Source organism: Pelistega ratti (genome assembly GCF_009833965.1).
GTDB classification, from domain to species: domain Bacteria; phylum Pseudomonadota; class Gammaproteobacteria; order Burkholderiales; family Burkholderiaceae_B; genus Taylorella; species Taylorella ratti.
The window spans coordinates 58,566-83,799 of record NZ_CP047165.1; the positions used below are offsets into that span (position 1 = coordinate 58,566).

A 25,234-nucleotide genomic window follows, 5' to 3' on the forward strand; every position below is an offset into this window, starting at 1 on the left:
TGAAAGATAGGGATAGCGTAAATCTATTTTGAAAATTATAATAGTGAGTAATACAAAATGGATTATCTTTTATGAAAAAGATAAAAATACATAATAACGTGTACTGATTGACCAACAATGCAAAAAGATACTGACTTAGTGAATACACCTATCCAAAAAAGAATGCCAAACCAATCTATGAATAAAAAAGCAAAGCAAGACCATCAAAAAACAATATCTGTTGAAGCATCAGAGGTGCTTTCTACGCGTTTAGCAAAATCTACTCAATTAAGAATTAAGAAACGTAAAACTACGTCTCCTAAAAAAATACCCTCTGCGCCAGATTTATCCGCAAAACCTACTCCCCCTTTAGAGAAAACACCTAGAGCATTACCTCCGATTCATTATGATGATGAATTACCTGTTAGTGGTAAAAGAGAGGAAATTGCAAAAGCGATTGAACAACATCAAGTCGTTATTGTAAGTGGTGAGACAGGTTCAGGGAAAACAACCCAATTACCTAAGATCTGTCTGGCATTGGGTAGGGGGCAAAAAGGATTAATTGGTCATACCCAACCAAGACGTATTGCGGCTATTTCGGTGGCTAAACGGATAGCACAAGAACTAAAAACAGAGATTGGGGATTGGGTAGGGTATCAGGTACGGTTTAATGACAAAACAGGCCCTAATGCGGCGATTAAGTTGATGACGGATGGTATTTTGCTAGCAGAGACACAGCAAGATCCTTTACTCCGCAAATATGACACGATAATTATTGATGAAGCACATGAACGTAGTCTAAATATTGATTTTTTACTGGGTTTACTCAAAAATATTCTTAAAAAACGGGCTGATTTAAAACTGATTATTACTTCAGCTACTATTGATGCGGATCGCTTTGCCCAACATTTTGCAAATGCTCAGGGGATTGCTGCCCCTATTATTGAAGTCTCTGGACGTTTATATCCTGTTGAAGTACGTTATCGTCCTATTGGTCTAATAGAGGAAGAAGATAGTGTATATTCTACTCAACAAGACCGTATGGATAGAGATGAAGAAAAAGACCTTATCAATGCCATTATTGATAGTGTTGATGAGTGTATGCGTGTAGGGTCAGGGGATATTTTAATCTTTCTTCCCGGTGAGCGAGAAATTAGAGAAACAGCAGATGCCCTACATAAGCATAAAATGGCCGCAGTGCAAGTATTACCACTTTTTGCTCGTATGTCTCAAGCAGAGCAAGAAAGAATATTTCAACCCTCTACAAATCTACGGCGAATTATCTTGGCAACCAATGTGGCAGAAACCTCTTTAACTGTACCGGGTATTCGTTTTGTTATTGATAGCGGTTTAGCGAGAATTAAGCGTTATTCTTGGCGGAATAAAGTTGAACAGCTTCAAATTGAGAAAATTAGTCAAGCCTCTGCTAACCAACGAGCAGGTCGTTGTGGACGTATCGGAGCAGGGGTGTGTATTCGCCTTTATGATGAGCTGGATTTTAAACGGCGAGCTGCATTTAGTGATCCAGAAATTTTACGTTCTTCTTTAGCATCGGTTATTTTGCGAATGAAAGCATTAAAACTGCATGATATTGAACAATTTCCCTTTGTGGATCAGCCTACAGGGAAAGCGATTGCTGATGGCTATCATATTTTGCATGAGTTAGGGGCATTAGATACGCGTAACCATATTACACCGGTTGGTAGGGTGTTAGCAGAGTTACCGCTTGATCCCAAAATTGCACGTATGATTTTATCTGCTAAAGAGCAACATAGCCTACACGAAGTATTGATTATTGCGGCTGCTTTATCAGTACAAGATCCACGTGAGCGTCCATTTGATGCCAAAGAGCAAAGTACACAGGCACACGCTAAATTTAAAGATGAGAAGTCTGAATTTATCTCCTATTTAAAATTATGGGATTGGTATCATGATAAGGTTGAACATAAAGCATCACAGCGTAAGTTGGTTAATGAACTTCGTAAAGAATATTTATCGCCTATTCGTCTAAGAGAGTGGCATGATATCCATAGCCAATTATTAACACTGGTTGCTGAAAAAGGGTGGCGTATAAATCAAACAGCAGCGACGTATGAGCAAATTCATAAAGCTTTATTAAGTGGTTTATTAGGGAATATTGGTCTTAAAAGTGAGCAGGATAATCAGATTTATCAAGGGGCAAGAGATATTCGTTTTATGATTCACCCTAGTTCTACCTTAGCAAAAAAAGCGGGTAAATGGATAATGGCAGGTGAATTAGTGGAAACTTCACGACTGTTTGCTCGAATCATTGCTAAGATTGAGCCACAGTGGATTGAGCGTGTAGCAGAACATTTGCTGAAAAAACAATGGTCTGATCCACATTGGAATCGTCAAAGAGGTCAAGTACAAGTCAATGAACGAGCGACTTTATATAGTATTCCTATCTATAATGGGCGTAAGGTACATTATGGGCGAATTAATCCCCAAGCGGCTAGAGAAGTGTTTATTCGTGAGGCATTAGTTACAGGAGAAATTGATAGTCAATTGCCTTTTATTATCAAAAATCGTCAGCTGATTGAAGAAATTGAACGATTAGAACACCGATCTCGCCGTCCTGATATTTTGGTGGATGATGAGCTTATCTTCGCTTTTTATGACCAGCATATTGCAACAGATATTTACCAGACGGCAACATTAGAAGCATGGTATAAACGGCTCTCTAAAGAAGAACAAAAAGCACTAATACTGGATAAAAAAGACTTAATGCGTCATGAAGCAGCAGGTGTTACCACACAGGTTTTTCCTAAAAAATTCACGTGGGATGGGCTTGATTTACCATTAGACTATCATTTTGAACCCGGTTCGCCTAAAGATGGCGTTACCATGACCATTCCTGTCTATGCCTTACGTCAAATTGATCCTGTTCCTACACAGTGGTTAGTACCGGGTATGTTAAGAGAGAAAGTGCAACTTTTACTTAAATCTTTACCACAGAAATTACGCCGACATTGTGTGCCTTTGCCAGAATATGCAAGGGATTTTTACTTCCGTCATGAGCATATTTTACAAAAACCTAACCGCCCTTTATTACAAGCCTTAATCGATGATATTTGGGCAACCACACAAACAAGGGTCAAGGAAGAAGACTTTAAAGTGGAAACATTACCCCCTCATATGCATATGATTTTTAAAGTCGTTGATGAATATGGGCGAATGTTATCGGCTAGTCGTCATTTAAGTTTACTTAAAGCAGAGCATGCTACACAAACACAAGAAAGTTTTCAGAAAGTGGCTGAACATGATCGCTATGCCGCAGCACTGCTTAAAACAGACCAAATTACTACATGGGATTTTGGTGAATTACCTGATATTCTTGAAATTAAAAAGGGACAACAATCCGTTATTGGCTATCCTGCCTTAGTTGATGAGGGGACTCATTGTGCCATTGATGTTTTTGATGAGCTAGAACAGGCACTTGATAAGCATAAAAAAGGGTTATTACGCTTATTTAAACTTGGTCTTAAAGAACAGATAAAATATTGGCAAAAGAATATCCATGATATAACTAAAATGAGTATGTTGTACCTACCATTGGGTACGCAAGAAGAATTATTGAGCGATATAATTGATTGTGCGTTAATACAAGCAGCTTTAATTGATCCTTTGCCTATGAATCAACAAACATTTGAAGACCGTAAAATGGTGGTCAAAGAAAAATTAGGCTTATTGGTCAATGAAGTGGCGAGACTTTGCTATCAAATTTTGGAACAATGGCATCAAACACAGAAAAAAATGGGAGCGATTAAAGCGTATAAAAATGCCTATCAAGATATGATGAGTAATCAGTCAGCCCTGATGCAAAAACATTTTTTAACACAGACAGACTATTCTCATTTAAATCATTTTGTGCGGTATTTAAAAGCAGATTTTGTGCGAGCAGAGAAAATACAAACTGACCCAGCACGAGATACCCGTCTAATGGCAGAGATGGCACCTTTATTGACCAATTATCAACGTGCATTTGCCCAGTTAAAGGGGAGAGAAGATAAGGGTTTAGAAGATTTTAGATGGTTACTGCAAGAGCTTAGAGTGGCTTTATTTGCACAAGAGTTGCGTACGCCAATGCCTGTATCGGTTAAACGCTTGCAAAAGGCATGGTTAATGCGAGGGGCTTAGCGGATTAAGTATCTTTGTTATAATTACTTTTTCTCTTCCTTTAAGACGGTATTACTATGTCCCCTCGTTTTGTTCATCTTCGTTGTCATTCAGAATATTCTGTTGTAGATGGTATAGCACGTATCAAAGATTTAGTTGATACGGCAAAACAATTTGAACAACCAGCATTAGGTATAGCGGATCTAGGTAATCTTTTTGGACAAATTAAATTTTATAAACAGGCGAGAAAAACAGGGATTAAGCCAATTATTGCCTGCGATTTATGGGTGAGCAATGATGATGACCCTCAAAAACCCTTTCGTTGTTTACTAATTGCTCGTACCCATCAGGGGTATTTGCGACTATGTGAGCTTATCTCTAAGGCTTGGCTAGAAAATCAAAATATTGACCATGCAGAGATTCGTAAAGAATGGCTAACAGAGACAGAAGGGCTTATCGCGTTATCAGGCGGTTTGATGGGTGATATAGGTAGAGCAATAGCAGTAGGTAATGTAGGACTTGCACAGCAATTGGCGAAAGAATGGTCAGCCAAATTCCCCAATGCTTTTTATATTGAATTACAACGAGCAGGATTTGATGGTGAAGAAAACTATATCCATGAAGTAAGTAAAATTGCACAAACATTACAATTGCCCGTAGTTGCTACACACCCTATCCAATTTTTAAAAGAAGAGGATTTTGATGTCCATGAAACAAGAGTTTGTATTGCGAGAGGTGAGCTTTTAGGCGATAGCAATCGTGTTAAGCTTTTTACCCCCCAACAGTATATGAAAAGTACAGAAGAGATGTGTACTTTATTTGCGGATATTCCTTCTGCCTTAGCGAATACGGTTGAAATTGCCAAACGCTGTAATGTAGAGATTGAATTAGGTCGCCCACAACTACCCTTATTTCCAACCCCTGATAATATTCCTTTAGATGATTATCTGATTCAGTTGGCACAAGAGGGATTAGCCAAACGCATGAAACATCTTTACCCTGATGAGAAAGAGCGTCAGGCACAGTACCCTAAGTATCAGGAACGATTGGATTTAGAATGTCAGACCATTACCAAAATGGGATTTTCAGGGTATTTCCTTATCGTACAAGACTTTATTAACTGGGGGAAAAATAATGGTGTGCCTGTTGGCCCGGGGCGTGGATCGGGGGCTGGCTCTTTAGTGGCATATTCTATTGGGATTACCGACTTAGACCCCTTACGCTATGACTTGCTTTTTGAGCGATTTTTAAACCCAGAACGTGTGTCGATGCCTGACTTTGATATTGATTTCTGTCAGGATAACCGTGAAAAAGTGATTGATTATGTTAAAGATCGCTACGGACGTGATGCGGTTAGTCAAATTGCCACCTTTGGTACATTAGGAGCAAAAGCAGTTGTACGAGATGTAGGGCGAGTGTTAGAGATGCCGTACCGTCTTTGTGATGGATTGTCTAAATTAATTCCTTTTAACCCTGCTAATCCGTGGTCTCTTGAGCGTACATTGACGGAAGAACCAGAATTTCAACGGTTATATCGAGAAGATGAAGATGTCAAAACAATTGTTGATTTAGCTAAACCCTTAGAGGGCTTAACCCGTAATATTGGTATGCACGCAGGGGGGGTGCTTATTGCTCCTGGTAAATTAACTGATTTTTGTCCTTTGTATTGTCAGCCGGGAAGTACCTCTGTGGTCTCTCAATATGATAAAGGGGATATTGAAGATGTTGGTTTAGTTAAGTTTGACTTTCTTGGTTTACGAAATTTAACGATTCTGGATTGGGCAGTACGGTATGTTAAGCAGTTTAACTCCAATAAAAAAGATTTTGATTTAATGCATCTATCCTTGGATGATGAGCCAACCTATCGCTTACTCTCAGAAGGAAATACAACAGCAGTATTCCAGCTAGAGTCCCGAGGAATGAAGGAATTACTGCGTAAATTATTACCTAATACCTTTGAGGATATTATTGCGATGCTGGCACTTTATCGTCCCGGCCCATTGGAATCGGGTATGGTGGATGACTTTGTCAATCGTAAACATGGTAGAGCTGAAGTAGATTATTTCCACCCAGATCTTACCGCTACTTTATCCAGTACCTATGGGGTGATTGTTTACCAAGAGCAGGTGATGCTGATTTCTCAGATTATTGGTGGATACTCTCTTGGCGGTGCAGACTTACTACGCCGTGCGATGGGTAAGAAAAAACCTGAAGAAATGGCAAAACACCGTGAAATCTTTGAAAAAGGGGCTGTTGCTAAAGGCTATGATGGTCAATTAGCGGTACGATTATTTGATTTGATGGAAAAATTTGCAGGGTATGGTTTTAATAAAAGTCACTCTGCCGCTTATGCCTTGATTGCCTATCAAACTGCTTGGTTAAAAGTACATCATCCTGCAGAGTTTATCGCAGCGACTATTTCCTCTGATATGGATGATACGGATAAATTACAAGTCTTCTGGCGAGATGCGATAGAGAATGGGATTACCGTTCTTCCCCCTGATATTAATCAATCAGGTTACCGTTTTGAGCCTGTATGGGATGAAGAAAGTCAAAAAGGTTTACCTCCTAAAACCATGCGTTATGGTCTTGGTGCCGTAAAAGGCACAGGGCAATCAGCTGTTGAAAATATTGTAAAAGTCAGAGAGGCAGGTGGTGCATTTAAGGATTTATATGATTTTTGTAGCCGAGTAGATCGCCATACCGTTAATCGCCGTTCAATGGAAGCCTTAATTCGAGCGGGTGCATTTGATAGTATCAATAGTAATCGTGTTGCTTTATTAGAAAGCCTTAACCAAGCGATAGAGGCAGCTGATCAAGCCGCAGAGAATGCCGATCAATTTTCTTTGTTTGAAGATGATTCTAGTGCATTGGTTGATTTACAGATTGCTAGTGTACAACCTTGGGATTTGCATACACAATTAGTGGAAGAAAAACAGGCATTAGGCTTTTATTTTAGCCATCACCTTTTTGAAGTATGGCGAGATGAAATTCGCCGATTTATTCCAACAACTTTAGCCAAAATCACAGAATCAAAAGAAACACAGTGGATTGCAGGGGTATTAAGTGGGGTACGAAGTTTTATCGCCAAAAGTGAAGGTGAAGAGGGAGGAAAACGTCTTTTCTTTTTACTCTTAGATGATGGATCGGCTCAATTAGAAATTATGTGTCCAGAAGACGTGTATGAACGTCATCGCCATCAAGTAAGCACGGATCATATATTGATTGCACAGGTTAAAGTGAAACAAAACCGTTTTAATGGTACGTTACGTATTACCGCAGAAACACTGTATGATTTACAATCAGCCAGAGAAGAAAAAGTACGTTATTTACACTTAACCTTAACAGAAAAACATACGGCACAGGTACTAAAATATGCGTTAAATCCCTTTAGAGCAGAGCCTGAAAACGGTATTCCGGGTATTTGGGTAAAAGTTTCCTTGGCAATGCAAAAAGCACAATTTCGCTGTGATCTGAAATTAGGTGAAGAATGGCGAGTGAGAATGTCGCCTGATTTATTCCAACAATTACGAGAAAGGCAAATTCCCTTTGAGTTGGAGTATTAAGTCGTACTTTTATAATAGAGTGGCTAATAATTTTTTTAATATTTTATTAAGGGATTTATTTTTCTAAAAGCATGGAGAAATAGTGGATAACCAGGCGAGTTTTCCGAAGCAAAGTGTAGGAATTGTTTGAGCGATTTACCACTATTACAGTGCTTTTTATAATGTTATCAAATCCATCCCCTTAACCGATACGTCAAAAGCCCCAAATACTCTTTAATAATTGAACGACTTGCCTCTAAAGCACGAGCATTCGGTAAGAAGGGATTAACGGTATCTGGTAATATAATTTGAGGAGGATTGGCGGCTGCAATCGGTTGATAACCTAATTTATGCATAACCGCCATAGAACGCGGCATATGCAGAGAAGAAGTAACGAGTAAAATCTGTTTAATGCCTTCTTGTTTAAGGATTTTATCAACATAAAAACCATTTTCTCGTGTCGTGGTGCTTTGATTTTCAATACGAATAACCTCTTTGGGAACACCACGTTGAATGAGCTGTGTTGCCATTCCCTTGGCTTCACTGGTACTACCATCTAATGCCGCACCAGAAACGATAATTTTAGGGGCTTTTTCCATAAAATATAAATCATCTGCTGTATCAATACGTGCGTGCTTTTTAGAGGTAGGATAGGCATCAAACCAGTTAATACGATTATTGGCAGTATTTCCTCCAAATACCACAATCGCCTCTGCGGTTGGTTGTAGGGGAGGAGGGATATAGGGATATTTATTCTCAAGATACCCCCCTAAAATAAGAGAAGTAATAGGTAAAGACCATACCAATAACCATAAAATACCCGTTGTGATACTTAAAAAAGCAAGTATTCTTCTTCTCAGAATAGTAAGAATAGCACCTACTATAACGAGAAAAATACAAAGATTAAGAGGAATAATCAGTGATATTAAAAAACTTTTCATATAATTTTCTTAATCTGGTTGATAACATCTTGTACACTAGGCCAAGCGTCCATCTTACCTAATACAACTGCTGTTGGTGACCAAGGGCGTGTTCGTTGAGGATCGGTAACACCAATTAAGGTAATTTGATGTTTAGCCCCTATACTGGCTAAATGAGAAACGCCAGAATCATTACAAATAACCATAGAGGCTTTACCCAGTAATGCCACAAAAGTACCTAAGGACATAGGGGGAAGTAACATTGCAGTAGGAGCTTGTTGTAATGCCATTTCTTTTTCATTAGGTGGAGGCGACATAACAACCGTATAGCCTTCGTTTTGTAACTGTCGAGTGAGGGTATCAAAGTAAGGCCATATTTTTTCTCTTCCCTTATGTTTCCCTGTTGCGGTAGGGGCAATCATAATAAAAGAAGAGGAGGGGATCTGTGAACGTATCTGTTCTGCTTGCTCAATATGTTGAGAATGTAGGGGAAGATGTAGCTGATGATCAACTGGTGATTTACTACTAAATCCCCATATAGTCAGGGCAGTATGGCATAGATAATACCAAGATTCTACAGCATGAAGCGATTGGGAGGGTTTGTTAATTGCCCATTTGAGTAAAGGGCTTCGTCCATCATCACGATAGCCAGCACATTGAATCCCTGCTGTACGAAATGTTAAGGCACTACTGAGTGAGTCTGGCAGTAGTAACCCAACACTTTTTCCCTCTATAGGGTGTGCTTTTTGGTAAGCAATAAGGGTTTTTCGGTCGTGTAACCATTTGCCTGTCAGTGGAATAAATGCCGTAAAATGTAATCCGCTAAGTAAATCTTTTGCCCACGGTTTAGCACAAATAATCACCTCGCATTGTGTGGCGATAACAGCATCTAAACAAGGGAGAGTCATGCATACATCACCAATCCAGTTGGGTAGGCGAATATAAATACGACGGATAGGATTTTTCATAGCGGTTTAATAAGAATAATTTCATGTAAGTAACACTTTACACCGATTTTATCTGAAAACCTATTAAAATCGTAGGCAATGTTTAAAAATATTGAATAAGAGGTATTTCCTTGAGTTTATTTAAGAAGAAAGAACAAGTCAATGATGGTACACAAGCGGTTGATCGAACACTATGGATTCGCTTGTATAAGCGAGTGTGGCCTTATTGGTTATATTGGTTAGGGGCTCTTCTTTTAATTTTAGCCGCTTCTGCGACACAGCCGTGGATGGCTTACTTAATGAAACCACTTATTGATCAAGGTTTTTTAGGCGCAGAGAAACACTATGTCTGGATGATCCCCATAATGATTATTGTGCTGATGTTTATTCGGGGGATTACTAGCTTTGGCGGTAGCTATATTATGGCATGGGTTGCCAATAAAGTCTTACTGACACTACGTCATGATATGTTTCAAAGTATGCTCCAGCTGCCTGATATTGAATACCAGAAAGGTGATTCAGGGCGATTATTAAATCGTTTTACCAATGATGCTAACCAAGTAACTGTTTATGCGACTGAGGTGATTACCACCTTAGTCAAAGAGGTGACGACAATTATTGGTATCTGTGCTATGTTGATTTATTTATCATGGCAATTGACATTGATTATCCTTGTTGTTTTTCCCCCTTCTGTATTGGTAGGCCGTTATTTTGCAAAACGACTTAGAAAAGTGGGTCGCCAAAATATTGATACCAATGCGGTTTTTACTAAAATCGTTAAAGAGGGGATAGAAGGGCAGCGTGTTATCAAAATGAATGAGGGCTATGAGCAAGAAACCAAGCGTTTTGATGAGGTAAATGCACTATTACGCCGTCATGCCATGCGTATTGTTTCTGCCGAGGCGGCTATGTCGCCACTAACACAGTGGGTGATTTCTTTTTCGGTTGCTGCGATTATTGCGGTAGCCTTATATCAAGGTGAAAAAGGGTTATTAACGGTTGGTGAATTTATTGCTTTTATTTCTGCTTTAGGACAAATTTTTGACCCTGTTAAGCGATTAACCAATATTGCGAGTAAAGCACAGCGTATGATGATGGCAACAGAAAGTGTCTTTAAGCTTATTGATGCACCTAAAGAAGCAAGTACAGATCAACAAGAAGCAGTGATTAAACCAGATTCTGTGATTGTCTTTGATCAGGTGTCTTTCCGTTTTGAAGGAGCCGAAAAAGACACGATCAGAAACTTATCACTGCATGTCAAAATGGGTGAAACCGTGGCTTTTGTGGGTCGATCAGGAAGTGGTAAAACAACATTGGTCAATATGTTACCACGCTTTATTGAGCCAACAACGGGACAATTATTATTAGATGGTATTCCTTTTTCTCACTATGACTTAAAGAGTTTACGGCGTAATTTTGCTTTGGTGGGACAGCACGTTTTTCTTTTTGATGGTACATTGGCTGAAAATGTGGCATACGGTATTTGCCATACAGCGACTAGAGAAGAGATTATGCAGGCATTAGATGCCGCTAACTTGACCTCATTTGTAGAATCCTTGCCAAATGGATTAGACACACCAATTGGAGAAAATGGAGCATGGTTATCAGGTGGACAACGTCAGCGTATTGCGATTGCACGTGCTTTATTGAAAAATGCCCCCATATTAATCCTAGATGAAGCGACTTCGGCTCTGGATAATGAATCTGAAAAATTGGTTCAACAATCATTGGAAACGTTGATGAAAGGACGTACCACTTTTGTGATTGCACACCGTTTATCGACTATACAGAATGCGGATCGTATTTTGGTATTAGAAGAGGGTAAAATAGTAGAAGATGGCACACATGAGCAATTAATACAGCATGATGGCTTGTATGCTTCTTTATCACAACTTGCACAAAAAAATAATTGAGGATAGTAATGACAAAAACAGAAAATTGGGGATATGAACATCCCGATGTCGTTGGGGCGAATGCACTGATGTTTTTTACATGGGATTTATCAAAAACAATAGAGCTAGTTTTTAAGGATTCTAATGAAGAAAATATTGAGTCCTATCTTCCAAAGGCACAATCATTAGTCGATGCTTTATTGCAGAAGTATATTGATTTAAAAGCAAATCCTGAGGCTTTTGAAGGGCAAAGTATTACGCTTTCTTTAGAGCGAAATGAAAAAACTAATACAGTTTTAATTGCCCTACAAACATCTAAAGAGTTGGAGGATCGGATTATAGCGATGCAGAGCAGAACCCCAGCAGGACATAGTTAGGTGTATTTATATGGAGAATTCATCGTAGAAGTGTAACATTGCATCTCTTATATTATTAATATATTTTTAAGATGTTGTACTGCTACCTTAAATGAGTGCTTTATATAATACTGTATAAAATGACCAAACTTATATTGGCTAGTGTGCAAAGTATTGTACATTAGCCATTTATTATGGCACAAAAAATAATATTAAAGGGAGGGCTAAGAGGGAAATTCAATTATTCCATTTTAAGATTAAACCAAAAGGGATATTTGTTTTTTTAAGAAAAAGTTCCTACAAAAATAAGAAACTTATCATCACAATATAGAGAAAAAAGTATTTTATTAAAGTGAATAATAGAATAATAAGGTGTCTTTATTTCAGTAAAAATAATAAGTACACTAAGCAAGAGAAAAACTTTTAACTAATTATAACTATATCTAATAAATATTTATAAAAAATGATAAAATTTTAAAAAATTTACTATATATTAGGAATTAATATATAACTAGTTATTTGATTAATTTAAATTATTTTTCATTATTAAATAATTTTAAATTATTAAAATAGATACAAACTTTTATATTTAGTATAAATATTAGGTGATTATGACTTGAGTAGCTTAATGTTTATAGTGATGCCGTTTATTATTTGATACAAGATCTTGAAGGAATTTCTATGAATAAAATTTTTAAAGTAGTTTGGAATCAATCTATTGGTGCTTGGGTTGCTGTATCTGAACTCGTTAAATCAAGGGGTAAATCTACTACAACTGTACAATCAGACATAGACTGTAGAGAATTAGAGAATAAAACAAAAATATTTTCACTAAAAGTTATACCACTTGCTATTTTCGCTTTAGGATTATCGGTATCATCGCTTAGTATGGCAAGAAATAGTGTTCCATGGGATACGGTCGGTATTGGTGAACGAGATACTTCTAATGGTGTTGATATGGGGACAGGAAGTGAAGACTCTCCTTCTACTAATATTAATAGAGCCAGTTCGGTAGCACATTCTATTGGTATTGGCGGTAGTGCAAGGATAAAAAATGTTTTGGGTGCAATTGCCATTGGTTATCATGCAAGAGCAATAGGTACGGGAGGATATGGTAAAGCGCCAGAAACAACAGACGGTAGCATTGCTCTTGGTGCTTATGCGGTTGCGGGTCAACCTCATACAGGGGAAGATCATAAAAAACTTGAAATTAATGGTGAAAATTTTCAGATTGATGGTAAAGATTTCGAGTTTGCGGGGTTATCCTATGAGGGCTCTCCAGTGCTATCTCTAGGAAATTATGTTAAAAATAACCAGTATGGAAGCCGCCAAATTCAAAATGTGGGGGCTGGTCGAATTGCTAAGGATTCAACAGATGCTATTAATGGTTCGCAGTTATACGGGGTAGTAAGAGCATTAGAAAAGGTTTCAGGCTTAGGTGATTTTACAGTAGGTGTCGGTAAACAGAATAATGCTACTAATACTACTACAGTTACAAATGTAGATGGAAGTAATAATACGGTCAATACTACTAATACTAATATAATTACGGTTAATAACAAAAATAAACATTTTGATATTATAGGTAAAAAAGATAACTATATTGAAACAGATGTAAGTGGTAATAATGTTACTATTGCCTTAAATGATAATGCAACAGAAGCCATTAAAAAAGCCCATAAAGGTTTTGGATTAAAAGCCCAAGTTGGTGGTAATGTTACTCATCAATTAGGTGAACCTATTGAAGTTGCAGGTGGTAATAGTAATATCAATACAACAGTTGAGAATGGGGCAGTAAAAATCAATTTAAATAATACCCTTAATTTGACAAATGGGGGTAGTGTTAAGTTAGGTAATACGACTTTAAATAGCACTGGACTAACCATTACAGGTGGACCTAGTGTTACTGAAGAGGGTATTAATGCCGGGAATAAGAAAATCACCAATGTTGCTAATGCCACAACAGGAACGGATGCGGTAAACCTTAACCAGCTAAATGCCGCAGCAGCCACAGCAAAAACAGAGCTAAAAGAAGGTAAGAATGTCACTATTACCAAAGCTGAAGCTGGTGATAAACATAGTGTTTATACAATCAATGCCGATAAATCAGTAGTAAAAGGCTCTGATAGTGTGAAAGTAACTGCTAATCCAGATGTAGCAAACTTTACGACTACTTACAATGTTGATCTTTCTGAGGCAATGAAAAAACAAATTGCTAAAGAAGAGAGTGTCAGTGCTGGCGATAATATTAAAGTTGCTGAAAATGGAACAAATACATCAGGTGGCAAGAATTATAAGGTTAGTTTAAACAAAGACTTAAACCTTACTAAAGACGGTAGTGTGACCATTGGCGATGCGGTATTAAATAATAAAGGTCTCACTATTACCAATGGACCAAGTGTGACTAAAGAGGGTATTAATGCCGGTGGTAAGAATATCACCAACGTTGCCAATGCCACAGCAGGCACAGATGCAGTGAACCTCAATCAGTTAAATGTCACTGTTGCCAATGCCGGCTTTAACCTCACTAGTAAAGCCGTTGAGGGTACAAATGGTCAAACCAGCGAAGCCGATAACCTAACCCCAGACGGTAAACGTTTAATCACCAATGAAAACTTTACCCTCGATGCCGGTAATAATATCGTGATTAAACAAATCGATAATGGGTATGAAATTGCCACTGCAGATAATTTGAATATCGGTAAAACTGGCAAAGACGGCATTGACGGCACTATTGGTGTCAATGGTAAAGACGGTTCCTCTGTCGTGATTAACGGTAAAGATGGTTCTATCGGTTTAACAGGTCCAGCAGGTAAAGACGGTCAATCGCCTAATGCTAATATCACTGTCGCGGAGGGTAAACCTACGGTCAATGTAAAAGATGGCGGTCAAAACATTACCCGTATTGTCTATAACACCACGGATGCGAATGGTGATCCTGTGACTCGTGAAGTCGCCACGATGGACGATGGCTTAACCTTTAAAGGGGATAATGACACTATTATCAATCGCACCCTAGGTAGCCAGTTAGAGATTACAGGTGGTGCGAATGTGACCAACCTAAGCGATAATAATATCGGTGTGGTAGGTGAAGCTAACGGTACATTAGCGGTTAAACTGAGTAAAACGCTTAATCTTACGACAGATGGTAGCGTAACGATTGGTGATACTATCTTAAATAACAGCGGTCTCACTATTACCAATGGACCAAGTATCACCAAAGAGGGTATTAATGCCGGTGGTAAGAATATCACCAACGTTGCCAATGCCACAGCAGGAACGGATGCAGTGAACCTCAATCAGTTAAATGCCACTGTTGCCAATGCCGGCTTTAACCTCACTAGTAAAGCCGTTGAGGGTACAAATGGTCAAACCAGCGAAGCCGATAACCTAACCCCAGAGGGTAAACGCTTAATCACCAATGAAAACTTTACCCTCGATGCCGGTAATAATATCGTGATTAAACAAATCGATAATGGGTATGAAATTGCCACCAGTAATACGCTTTCTATTGGTGAAAAAGGTACTGACGGCAAAGATGGTATTGACGGCACCATTGGGGTCAATGGTAAAGACGGTTCCTCTGTCGTGATTAACGGTAAAGACGGCTCAATTGGACTAACAGGTCCAGCAGGCAAAGATGGTCAATCGCCCAACGCTAATATTACAGTCGCGGAGGGCAAACCTACGGTCAATGCAAAAGATGGCGGTCAAAACATTACCCGTATTGTCTATAACACCACGGATGCGAATGGTGATCCTGTGACTCGTGAAGTCGCCACGATGGACGATGGCTTAACCTTTAAAGGGGATAATGACACTATTATCAATCGCACCCTAGGTAGCCAGTTAGAGATTACAGGTGGTGCGAATGTGACCAACCTAAGCGATAATAATATCGGTGTGGTAGGTGAAGCTAACGGTACATTAGCGGTTAAACTGAGTAAAACGCTTAATCTTACGACAGATGGTAGCGTAACGATTGGTGATACTGTCTTAAATAACAGCGGTCTCACTATTACCGGTGGACCCAGTGTGACCAAAGAGGGTATTAATGCAGGGAATAAGAAAATCACCAACGTTGCCAATGCCACAGCAGGTACGGATGCAGTGAACCTCAATCAGTTAAATACCTCTGTTGCTAATGCTGGCTTTAACCTCACCAGTAAAGCCGTAGAGGGCAGTAATGGTCAAACCAGCGAAGCCGATAACCTAACCCCAGACGGTAAACGTTTAATCACCAATGAAAACTTTACCTTAGATGCCGGTAATAATATCGTGATTAAACAAATCGATAATGGGTATGAAATTGCCACTGCAGATAATTTGAATATCGGTAAAGCAGGCAAAGACGGTATTGATGGCACCATTGGGGTCAATGGTAAAGACGGTTCCTCTGTCGTGATTAACGGTAAAGATGGCTCAATTGGACTAACAGGACCAGAGGGTAAAGATGGGGCTTCTATTGTCTTAAATGGTAAAGATGGTTCTATCGGTTTAACAGGTCCAGCAGGTAAAGATGGTCAATCGCCTAATGCTAATATCACTGTCGCGGAGGGCAAACCTACGGTCAATGCAAAAGATGGCGGTCAAAACATTACCCGTATTGTGTATAACACCACGGATGCCAATGGCGATCCTGTCACCCGTGAAGTGGCGACCATGGATGATGGTCTAACCTTTAAAGGCGATAATGACACTATTATCAATCGTACCCTAGGTAGTCAGTTAGAGATTACGGGTGGGGCAAATGCTACTGACCTCACTGATAAGAATATCGGTGTGGTAGGTGATGCCAATGGTACATTAGCGGTTAAACTCAGTAAAACGCTTAATCTTACGACAGATGGTAGCGTAACGATTGGTGATGCTGTCTTAAATAACAGTGGTCTTACTATTACCAATGGACCAAGTATCACCAAAGAGGGTATCAATGCTGGTGGTAAAGTCATTACTAATGTTGCGGATGGTAATGTGTCAAAAGGTAGCCAAGAAGCGATTAATGGTGGACAGCTTTATACGGCAATTGCTGAAGCGGGCTTTAACCTGACCAGTAAAGCGGTTGATGGCAGTAATGGTCAAACCAGTGAAGCCGATAACCTAACCCCAGAGGGTAAACGCTTAATCACCAATGAGAACTTTACCCTTGATGCGGGTAATAATATCGTGATTAAACAAATCGATAATGGGTATGAAATTGCCACCAGTAATACGCTTTCTATTGGTGAAAAAGGTACTGACGGCAAAGACGGCATTGACGGCACTATTGGTGTCAATGGTAAAGACGGTTCCTCTGTCGTGATTAACGGTAAAGATGGCTCAATTGGACTAACAGGACCGGCAGGTAAAGATGGTCAATCGCCTAATGCTAATATCACTGTCGCGGAGGGCAAACCCACGGTCAATGCAAAAGATGGCGGTCAAAACATTACCCGTATTGTGTATAACACCACGGATGCGAATGGTGATCCTGTCACCCGTGAAGTAGCGACCATGGATGATGGTCTAACCTTTAAAGGCGATAATGAGACCATTATCAATCGCACCCTAGGTAGCCAGTTAGAGATTACGGGTGGTGCTAATGTGACTAACCTAAGCGATAATAATATCGGTGTGGTAGGTGAAGCTAACGGTACATTAGCGGTTAAACTGAGTAAAACGCTTAATCTTACGACAGATGGTAGCGTAACGATTGGTGATACTGTCTTAAATAACAGCGGTCTCACTATTACCGGTGGACCCAGTGTGACCAAAGAGGGTATTAATGCAGGGAATAAGAAAATCACCAACGTTGCCAATGCCACAGCAGGTACGGATGCAGTGAACCTCAATCAGTTAAATACCTCTGTTGCTAATGCTGGCTTTAACCTCACCAGTAAAGCCGTAGAGGGCAGTAATGGTCAAACCAGTGAAGCCGATAACCTAACCCCAGAGGGTAAACGCTTAATCACCAATGAGAACTTTACCCTTGATGCGGGTAATAACATAGTCATTAAACAAATTGACAATGGCTATGAAATTGCCACTAGTAATACGCTTTCGATTGGTGAGAAAGGAGCGGATGGTAAAGATGGTATTGATGGCACTATTGGCGTGAATGGTAAAGATGGTTCATCAGTCGTTATCAATGGCAAAGACGGTTCAATTGGGCTAACAGGACCGGCAGGTAAAGACGGTCAATCACCTAAAGCCAATATTGCTGTTGCCGAGGGCAAACCTACAGTCAATGCAAAAGATGGTGGTCAGAATATCACTCGTATTGTGTATAACACTACCGATGCCAATGGTGATCCTGTCACCCGTGAAGTGGCGACCATGGATGATGGTCTAACCTTTAAAGGCGATAATGAGACCATTATCAATCGCACCCTAGGTAGCCAGTTAGAGATTACGGGTGGTGCGAATGTGACTAACCTAAGCGATAATAATATCGGTGTGGTAGGTGATGCCAATGGTACATTAGCGGTTAAACTCAGTAAAACGCTTAATCTTACGACAGATGGTAGCGTAACGATTGGTGATGCTGTCTTAAATAACAGTGGTCTTACTATTACCAATGGACCAAGTATCACCAAAGAGGGTATCAATGCTGGTGGTAAAGTCATTACTAATGTTGCGGATGGTAATGTGTCAAAAGGTAGCCAAGAAGCGATTAATGGTGGACAGCTTTATACGGCAATTGCTGAAGCGGGCTTTAACCTGACCAGTAAAGCGGTTGATGGCACAAATGGTCAAACCAGCGAAGCCGATAACCTAACCCCAGACGGTAAACGTTTAATCACCAATGAAAACTTTACCTTAGATGCTGGTAATAATATCGTGATTAAACAAATCGATAATGGGTATGAAATTGCCACCAGTAATACGCTTTCTATTGGTGAAAAAGGTACTGACGGCAAAGACGGCATTGACGGCACCATTGGGGTCAATGGTAAAGACGGTTCCTCTGTCGTGATTAACGGTAAAGACGGTTCAATTGAACTAACAGGTCCAGAGGGTAAAGATGGGGCTTCTATTGTCTTAAATAGTCAAGATGGTTCAATTGGTCTAAAAGGACCTGCTGATGAAGACGGTCAATCGCCCAATGCTAATATTACAGTAGCAGAGGGTAAACCAACGGTTAACCCTGATGATAAGAATAAAAATATTACCCGTATTATTTACGATACAACGGATGCGAATGGTAATCCTTTGACCCGTGAAGTCGCCACCATGGACGATGGCTTAACCTTTAAAGGCGATAATGACACTATTATCAATCGTACCCTAGGTAGCCAGTTAGAGATTACGGGTGGTGCTAATGTGACTAACCTAAGCGATAATAATATCGGTGTGGTAGGTGAAGCTAACGGTACATTAGCGGTTAAACTGAGTAAAAACCTTAACTTGACCCCAGAGGGTAGTATCATCATTGGAGATAGTATCTTAAATAATAGTGGATTAACCATTACGGGTGGACCTAGTGTCACCAAAGAGGGTATTAATGCGGGTGGTAAAGTCATTACTAATGTTGCGGATGGTAATGTGTCAAAAGGTAGCCAAGAAGCGATTAATGGTGGACAGCTTTATACGGCAATTGCTGAAGCGGGCTTTAACTTGACCAGTAAAGCCGTAGAGGGCACAAATGGTCAAACCAGCGAAGCCGATAACCTAACCCCAGACGGTAAACGTTTAATCACCAATGAAAACTTTACCCTCGATGCCGGTAATAATATCGTGATTAAACAAATCGATAATGGGTATGAAATTGCCACTGCAGATAATTTGAATATCGGTAAAACTGGCAAAGACGGCATTGACGGCACTATTGGTGTCAATGGTAAAGACGGTTCCTCTGTCGTGATTAACGGTAAAGATGGTTCTATCGGTTTAACAGGTCCAGCAGGTAAAGACGGTCAATCGCCTAATGCTAATATCACTGTCGCGGAGGGTAAACCTACGGTCAATGTAAAAGATGGCGGTCAAAACATTACCCGTATTGTCTATAACACCACGGATGCGAATGGTGATCCTGTGACTCGTGAAGTCGCCACGATGGACGATGGCTTAACCTTTAAAGGGGATAATGACACTATTATCAATCGCACCCTAGGTAGCCAGTTAGAGATTACAGGTGGTGCGAATGTGACCAACCTAAGCGATAATAATATCGGTGTGGTAGGTGAAGCTAACGGTACATTAGCGGTTAAACTGAGTAAAACGCTTAATCTTACGACAGATGGTAGCGTAACGATTGGTGATACTATCTTAAATAACAGCGGTCTCACTATTACCAATGGACCAAGTATCACCAAAGAGGGTATTAATGCCGGTGGTAAGAATATCACCAACGTTGCCAATGCCACAGCAGGAACGGATGCAGTGAACCTCAATCAGTTAAATGCCACTGTTGCCAATGCCGGCTTTAACCTCACTAGTAAAGCCGTTGAGGGTACAAATGGTCAAACCAGCGAAGCCGATAACCTAACCCCAGAGGGTAAACGCTTAATCACCAATGAAAACTTTACCCTCGATGCCGGTAATAATATCGTGATTAAACAAATCGATAATGGGTATGAAATTGCCACCAGTAATACGCTTTCTATTGGTGAAAAAGGTACTGACGGCAAAGATGGTATTGACGGCACCATTGGGGTCAATGGTAAAGACGGTTCCTCTGTCGTGATTAACGGTAAAGACGGCTCAATTGGACTAACAGGTCCAGCAGGCAAAGATGGTCAATCGCCCAACGCTAATATTACAGTCGCGGAGGGCAAACCTACGGTCAATGCAAAAGATGGCGGTCAAAACATTACCCGTATTGTCTATAACACCACGGATGCGAATGGTGATCCTGTGACTCGTGAAGTCGCCACGATGGACGATGGCTTAACCTTTAAAGGGGATAATGACACTATTATCAATCGCACCCTAGGTAGCCAGTTAGAGATTACAGGTGGTGCGAATGTGACCAACCTAAGCGATAATAATATCGGTGTGGTAGGTGAAGCTAACGGTACATTAGCGGTTAAACTCAGTAAAAACCTTAACTTGACCCCAGAGGGTAGTATCACCATTGGAGATACTATCTTAAATAACAGCGGTCTCACTATTACTGGTGGACCCAGTGTGATCAAAGAGGGTATTAATGCAGGGAATAAGAAAATCACCAACGTTACTAATGCCACAGCAGGCACAGATGCAGTGAACCTCAATCAGTTAAATGCCACTGTTGCCAATGCCGGCTTTAACCTTACCAGTAAAGCGGTTGATGGCACAAATGGTCAAACCAGCGAAGCCGATAACCTAACCCCAGACGGTAAACGCTTAATCACCAATGAAAACTTTACCCTCGATGCCGGTAATAATATCGTGATTAAACAAATCGATAATGGGTATGAAATTGCCACCAGTAATACGCTTTCTATTGGTGAAAAAGGTACTGACGGCAAAGACGGCATTGACGGCACTATTGGTGTCAATGGTAAAGACGGTTCCTCTGTCGTGATTAACGGTAAAGATGGCTCAATTGGACTAACAGGACCGGCAGGTAAAGATGGTCAATCGCCTAATGCTAATATCACTGTCGCGGAGGGCAAACCCACGGTCAATGCAAAAGATGGCGGTCAAAACATTACCCGTATTGTCTATAACACCACGGATGCCAATGGCGATCCTGTGACTCGTGAAGTCGCCACGATGGACGATGGTCTAACCTTTAAAGGCGATAATGACACTATTATCAATCGCACCCTAGGTAGTCAGTTAGAGATTACGGGTGGGGCAAATGCTACTAGTTTAACAGAGAATAATATTGGTGTTGTCGGTGATGCTAACGGTACATTAGCGGTTAAACTCAGTAAAAACCTTAACTTGACCCCAGAGGGTAGTATCACCATTGGAGATACTATCTTAAATAACAGTGGTCTCACTATTACCGGTGGACCCAGTGTGACCAAAGAGGGTATTAATGCAGGGAATAAGAAAATCACCAACGTTGCCAATGCCACAGCAGGAACGGATGCAGTGAACCTCAATCAGTTAAATGCCACTGTTGCCAATGCCGGCTTTAACCTCACTAGTAAAGCCGTAGAGGGTACAAATGGTCAAACCAGCGAAGCCGATAACCTAACCCCAGAGGGTAAACGTTTAATCACCAATGAAAACTTTACCTTAGATGCTGGTAATAATATCGTGATTAAACAAATCGATAATGGGTATGAAATTGCCACCAGTAATACGCTTTCTATTGGTGAAAAAGGTACTGACGGCAAAGACGGCATTGACGGCACTATTGGTGTCAATGGTAAAGACGGTTCCTCTGTCGTGATTAACGGTAAAGACGGCTCAATTGGACTAACAGGTCCAGCAGGTAAAGATGGTCAATCACCCAACGCTAATATTACAGTCTCGGAGGGCAAACCTACGGTCAATGCAAAAGATGGCGGTCAAAACATTACCCGTATTGTCTATAACACCACGGATGCGAATGGCGATCCTGTCACCCGTGAAGTGGCGACCATGGATGATGGTCTAACCTTTAAAGGCGATAATGAGACGGTTATCAATCGCACCCTAGGTAGCCAGTTAGAGATTACAGGTGGTGCGAATGTGACCAACCTAAGCGATAATAATATCGGTGTGGTAGGTGATGCCAATGGTACATTAGCGGTTAAACTGAGCAAAGTATTAAATCTAACCAATGCAGGTAGTATCACCATTGGAGATACTCTCTTAAATAACAATGGGTTAACTATTACCAATGGACCAAGTATCACCAAAGAGGGTATTAACGCAGGGAATAAGAAAATCACCCATGTAACAGCAGGTGACTTATCTGCCAATAGTACCGATGCGGTCAATGGTAGCCAGTTATACGAAACAAACCAAAATATCAGCAACCTTGAAACTAAAGTTGATAAAGGCTGGAACGTGACCACCTCCCAATCAGGTAGTGGTAAAGTGACAGGGAATACCACCCATAATGTGAAGATGGGGGACTTGGTAACCATTGATGCCGGAGATAATATCCGTATTAACCAAGCAAACGGTACGATTAGTCTCTCGACTTCTGATACACCAACCTTTGAGAATATTACTGTAGGTAAAGATGACAAAGTAGGTACTATTGGCATTAATGGTAAAGATGGTGCTAATGCAACTGTTACCGTGGTAAATGGTCCAGTAGGTGTTAATGGTAAAGATGGCGAGAACGGTACAACCCGAATTCAATATATCAACCAAAATGGTACAACAGAAACCATTGCTACTTTAAATGATGGCTTGAAGTTTAAGGGTGATGACGGTACCATTATTGCGAAAAAACTGAATGAAACCCTAGATATTAAAGGTGGTGCGGATAAAGCTAAACTCACGGATAACAATATTGGAGTGAATAACAACAATGGTTCGTTAGAAGTGAAATTATCTAAAGATCTGAACTTAACCGATAAAGGTAGTGTAACTATTGGCAATACTGCACTAAATAACAGCGGTCTCACTATTACTGGTGGACCCAGTGTGACCAAAGAGGGTATTAATGCTGGCGGTAAAAATATCACCAACGTTGCCAATGCCACAACAGGAACGGATGCGGTAAACCTTAACCAGCTAAATGCCGCAGCAGCCGCAGCAAAAACTGAGCTAAAAGAAGGTAAGAATGTCACTATTACAAAAGCTGAAGCTGGTGATAAACATAGTATTTATACGATTAATGCTGAGAAATCAGTAGTAAAAGGCTCTGATAGTGTGAAAGTAACTGCTGATCCAGATGCAGCAAACTTTACAACTACTTATAATATCGATCTTTCTGAAGCAATGAAAAAACAAATTGCTAAAGAAGAGAGTGTCAGCGCTGGTGATAATAATGTTAAGGTTGCTGAAAATGGAACAAATGCATCAGGTGGTAAAGATTTTGCTGTCAGCTTAAATAAAGACCTAAATCTTACGAAAGAAGGCAGTATTACCATTGGCGCTACACACTTGAAAGATGGTAACTTAACGATGGGAAATACCACGTTTAATAATGAAGGTATAACCATTAAAGATGGTCCATCTATGACTAAAAAAGGTATCAATATGGGTAATAAGAAAATTACCAATATTGCGGATGGTGATGTATCGCAAGGTAGTAAAGAGGTAATCAATGGTGGTCAGCTTTATACAGCCATTGCCAATAGTGGATTTAACCTGACAACCAATGGTGATAATACCCAAGCAACCGATAAGAGAATTAATAATAATGAAACCTTTAGCCTTAACCAAGGTAATAATATTGTGGTAAAACAAATCAACAATGGCTACGAAATCTCAACAGGTAATACACTTGTGATTGGTGGTAAAGGTGAAAATGGCAAAGATGGTATTGATGGCTTTATCGGTGTTAATGGTAAAGATGGTTCATCCATTGTGATTAATGGTAAAGATGGTTCTATCGGTCTAACAGGTCCTAAAGGAGCTGATGGTAAGAAAGGTGCTACTATTACCCTTAAACCAGAGAAAGGTTCAAAAACAGTTGCTGAAAAAGATAACGGTAAAGAAATTGATCGTATCAAATATACTGATGGCAACAATAATCCCCGTGAAGTAGCAACTTTAGATGATGGTCTTATCTTTACGGGTGATGATAGTAAGCCAGTCAATCGTACTTTAGGTTCTAATCTAAAGATTACGGGTGGCGCTAAAGATGTATCAACACAAGATAATATTCGTGTTTCTAATGATGGTAATAATGGATTAAAAGTCCAATTAGCCAATAATGTAACATTGGACAATACAGGTAGTATCAATATTGGCGGTACAACCTTTAGCCAAGGTGGCTTAGCTATTTATAATGGTCCAAGTATCACCAGAGATGGCGGTTTGAATGCTGGTGATAAGGTGATCAGTAATGTTGCACGGGGAGTTAAGGGAACTGATGCGGTGAATGTTGATCAATTAAACCAAAGAACAGGTGATATTTATAAACATATTGACCGTAATAACAAAGACCTTCGAGCAGGTATTGCAGGCACTAATGCGGCAGTAGGTTTACCACAGGCATTCCTACCCGGTAAATCAATGCTAGCAGCAGCTGCGGGTACTTATAAAAATGAAGGTGCGATAGCAGTGGGTTATTCGCGTATCAGTGATAATGGTAAGATTATCATTAAAGCGCAAGGTAATGCGAATACACGAGGTGATGTAGGTGCCTCTGCTGGTATTGGTTATCAATGGTAATAAACAGTATCTTATGTTTATAATATAAAGTTATATTCTTATCAGAAAAGACCAGAATAAATATTCACTAGAATAACTATTCTGGTCAATTAATAAACCCTTCGTTTTTAGAGCGAAGGGTTTTTTTATATGAATAAACGAGCTGTATTTAATTTTGAGAGAATAATTTGAGAAAGTATCTTTATTTACTTATTTAACACTACTATTTACTTACTCAAAGCAAAATTATTGTGTGATTTAACCGTGATATTCAACTAATAA

Annotated in this window: 7 protein-coding genes; 5 read left to right on the forward strand and 2 right to left on the reverse strand. The window is 39.9% G+C overall.

The window, feature by feature from the left end:
• Nucleotides 1-117: 117 nt before the first annotated feature.
• Together hrpA and dnaE are read left to right on the forward strand one after the other, a co-directional pair.
• A complete protein-coding gene (hrpA, locus tag F9B76_RS00265) occupies nt 118-4,137 on the forward strand; it encodes an ATP-dependent RNA helicase HrpA (RefSeq protein ID WP_243140649.1) in 4,020 nt (1,339 codons plus the stop codon).
• Nucleotides 4,138-4,193: 56 nt separating this feature from the next.
• Nucleotides 4,194-7,682, forward strand: coding sequence for a DNA polymerase III subunit alpha (dnaE, locus tag F9B76_RS00270; protein WP_159990284.1), 3,489 nt, complete (start codon nt 4,194-4,196; stop codon nt 7,680-7,682).
• Nucleotides 7,683-7,849: 167 nt separating this feature from the next.
• Here dnaE and F9B76_RS00275 read toward each other — a convergent pair whose 3' ends face one another.
• Nucleotides 7,850-8,602: a YdcF family protein gene (locus tag F9B76_RS00275; RefSeq protein WP_159990285.1), complete on the reverse strand. Its 753-nt coding sequence runs from the start codon at nt 8,600-8,602 to the stop codon at nt 7,850-7,852.
• A complete protein-coding gene (locus F9B76_RS00280) occupies nt 8,599-9,549 on the reverse strand; it encodes a glycosyltransferase family 9 protein (protein WP_159990286.1) in 951 nt (316 codons plus the stop codon). Before F9B76_RS00280 ends, F9B76_RS00275 begins: the two co-directional genes overlap by 4 nt.
• 110 nt (nt 9,550-9,659) lie before the next feature.
• On the opposite strand from F9B76_RS00280, the gene msbA reads away from it, so the two are divergent.
• From msbA to F9B76_RS00295, 3 genes are all read left to right on the forward strand, one after another.
• Complete coding sequence (gene msbA, locus F9B76_RS00285) at nt 9,660-11,441, forward strand: lipid A export permease/ATP-binding protein MsbA (RefSeq protein WP_159990287.1); 1,782 nt, start codon at nt 9,660-9,662, stop codon at nt 11,439-11,441.
• A gap of 8 nt (nt 11,442-11,449) precedes the next feature.
• Nucleotides 11,450-11,797: a hypothetical protein gene (locus F9B76_RS00290; RefSeq protein WP_159990288.1), complete on the forward strand. Its 348-nt coding sequence runs from the start codon at nt 11,450-11,452 to the stop codon at nt 11,795-11,797.
• A 660-nt stretch (nt 11,798-12,457) separates the two neighbouring features.
• The gene (locus F9B76_RS00295; protein WP_159990289.1) at nt 12,458-24,973 is read left to right on the forward strand and encodes a YadA-like family protein; all 12,516 of its coding nucleotides are present in this window, start codon (nt 12,458-12,460) and stop codon (nt 24,971-24,973) included.
• Nucleotides 24,974-25,234 lie beyond the last annotated feature (261 nt).

What these genes read in the sequence shown, in the direction of transcription:
- hrpA (WP_243140649.1), top strand. Translation starts at nt 118, where the DNA reads ATGCAAAAAGATACTGACTTAGTGAATACACCTATCCAAAAAAGAATG.
- dnaE (WP_159990284.1), top strand. Translation starts at nt 4,194, where the DNA reads ATGTCCCCTCGTTTTGTTCATCTTCGTTGTCATTCAGAATATTCTGTT.
- F9B76_RS00275 (WP_159990285.1), bottom strand. Translation starts at nt 8,602, where the DNA reads ATGAAAAGTTTTTTAATATCACTGATTATTCCTCTTAATCTTTGTATT.
- F9B76_RS00280 (WP_159990286.1), bottom strand. Translation starts at nt 9,549, where the DNA reads ATGAAAAATCCTATCCGTCGTATTTATATTCGCCTACCCAACTGGATT.
- F9B76_RS00290 (WP_159990288.1), top strand. Translation starts at nt 11,450, where the DNA reads ATGACAAAAACAGAAAATTGGGGATATGAACATCCCGATGTCGTTGGG.
- F9B76_RS00295 (WP_159990289.1), top strand. Translation starts at nt 12,458, where the DNA reads ATGAATAAAATTTTTAAAGTAGTTTGGAATCAATCTATTGGTGCTTGG.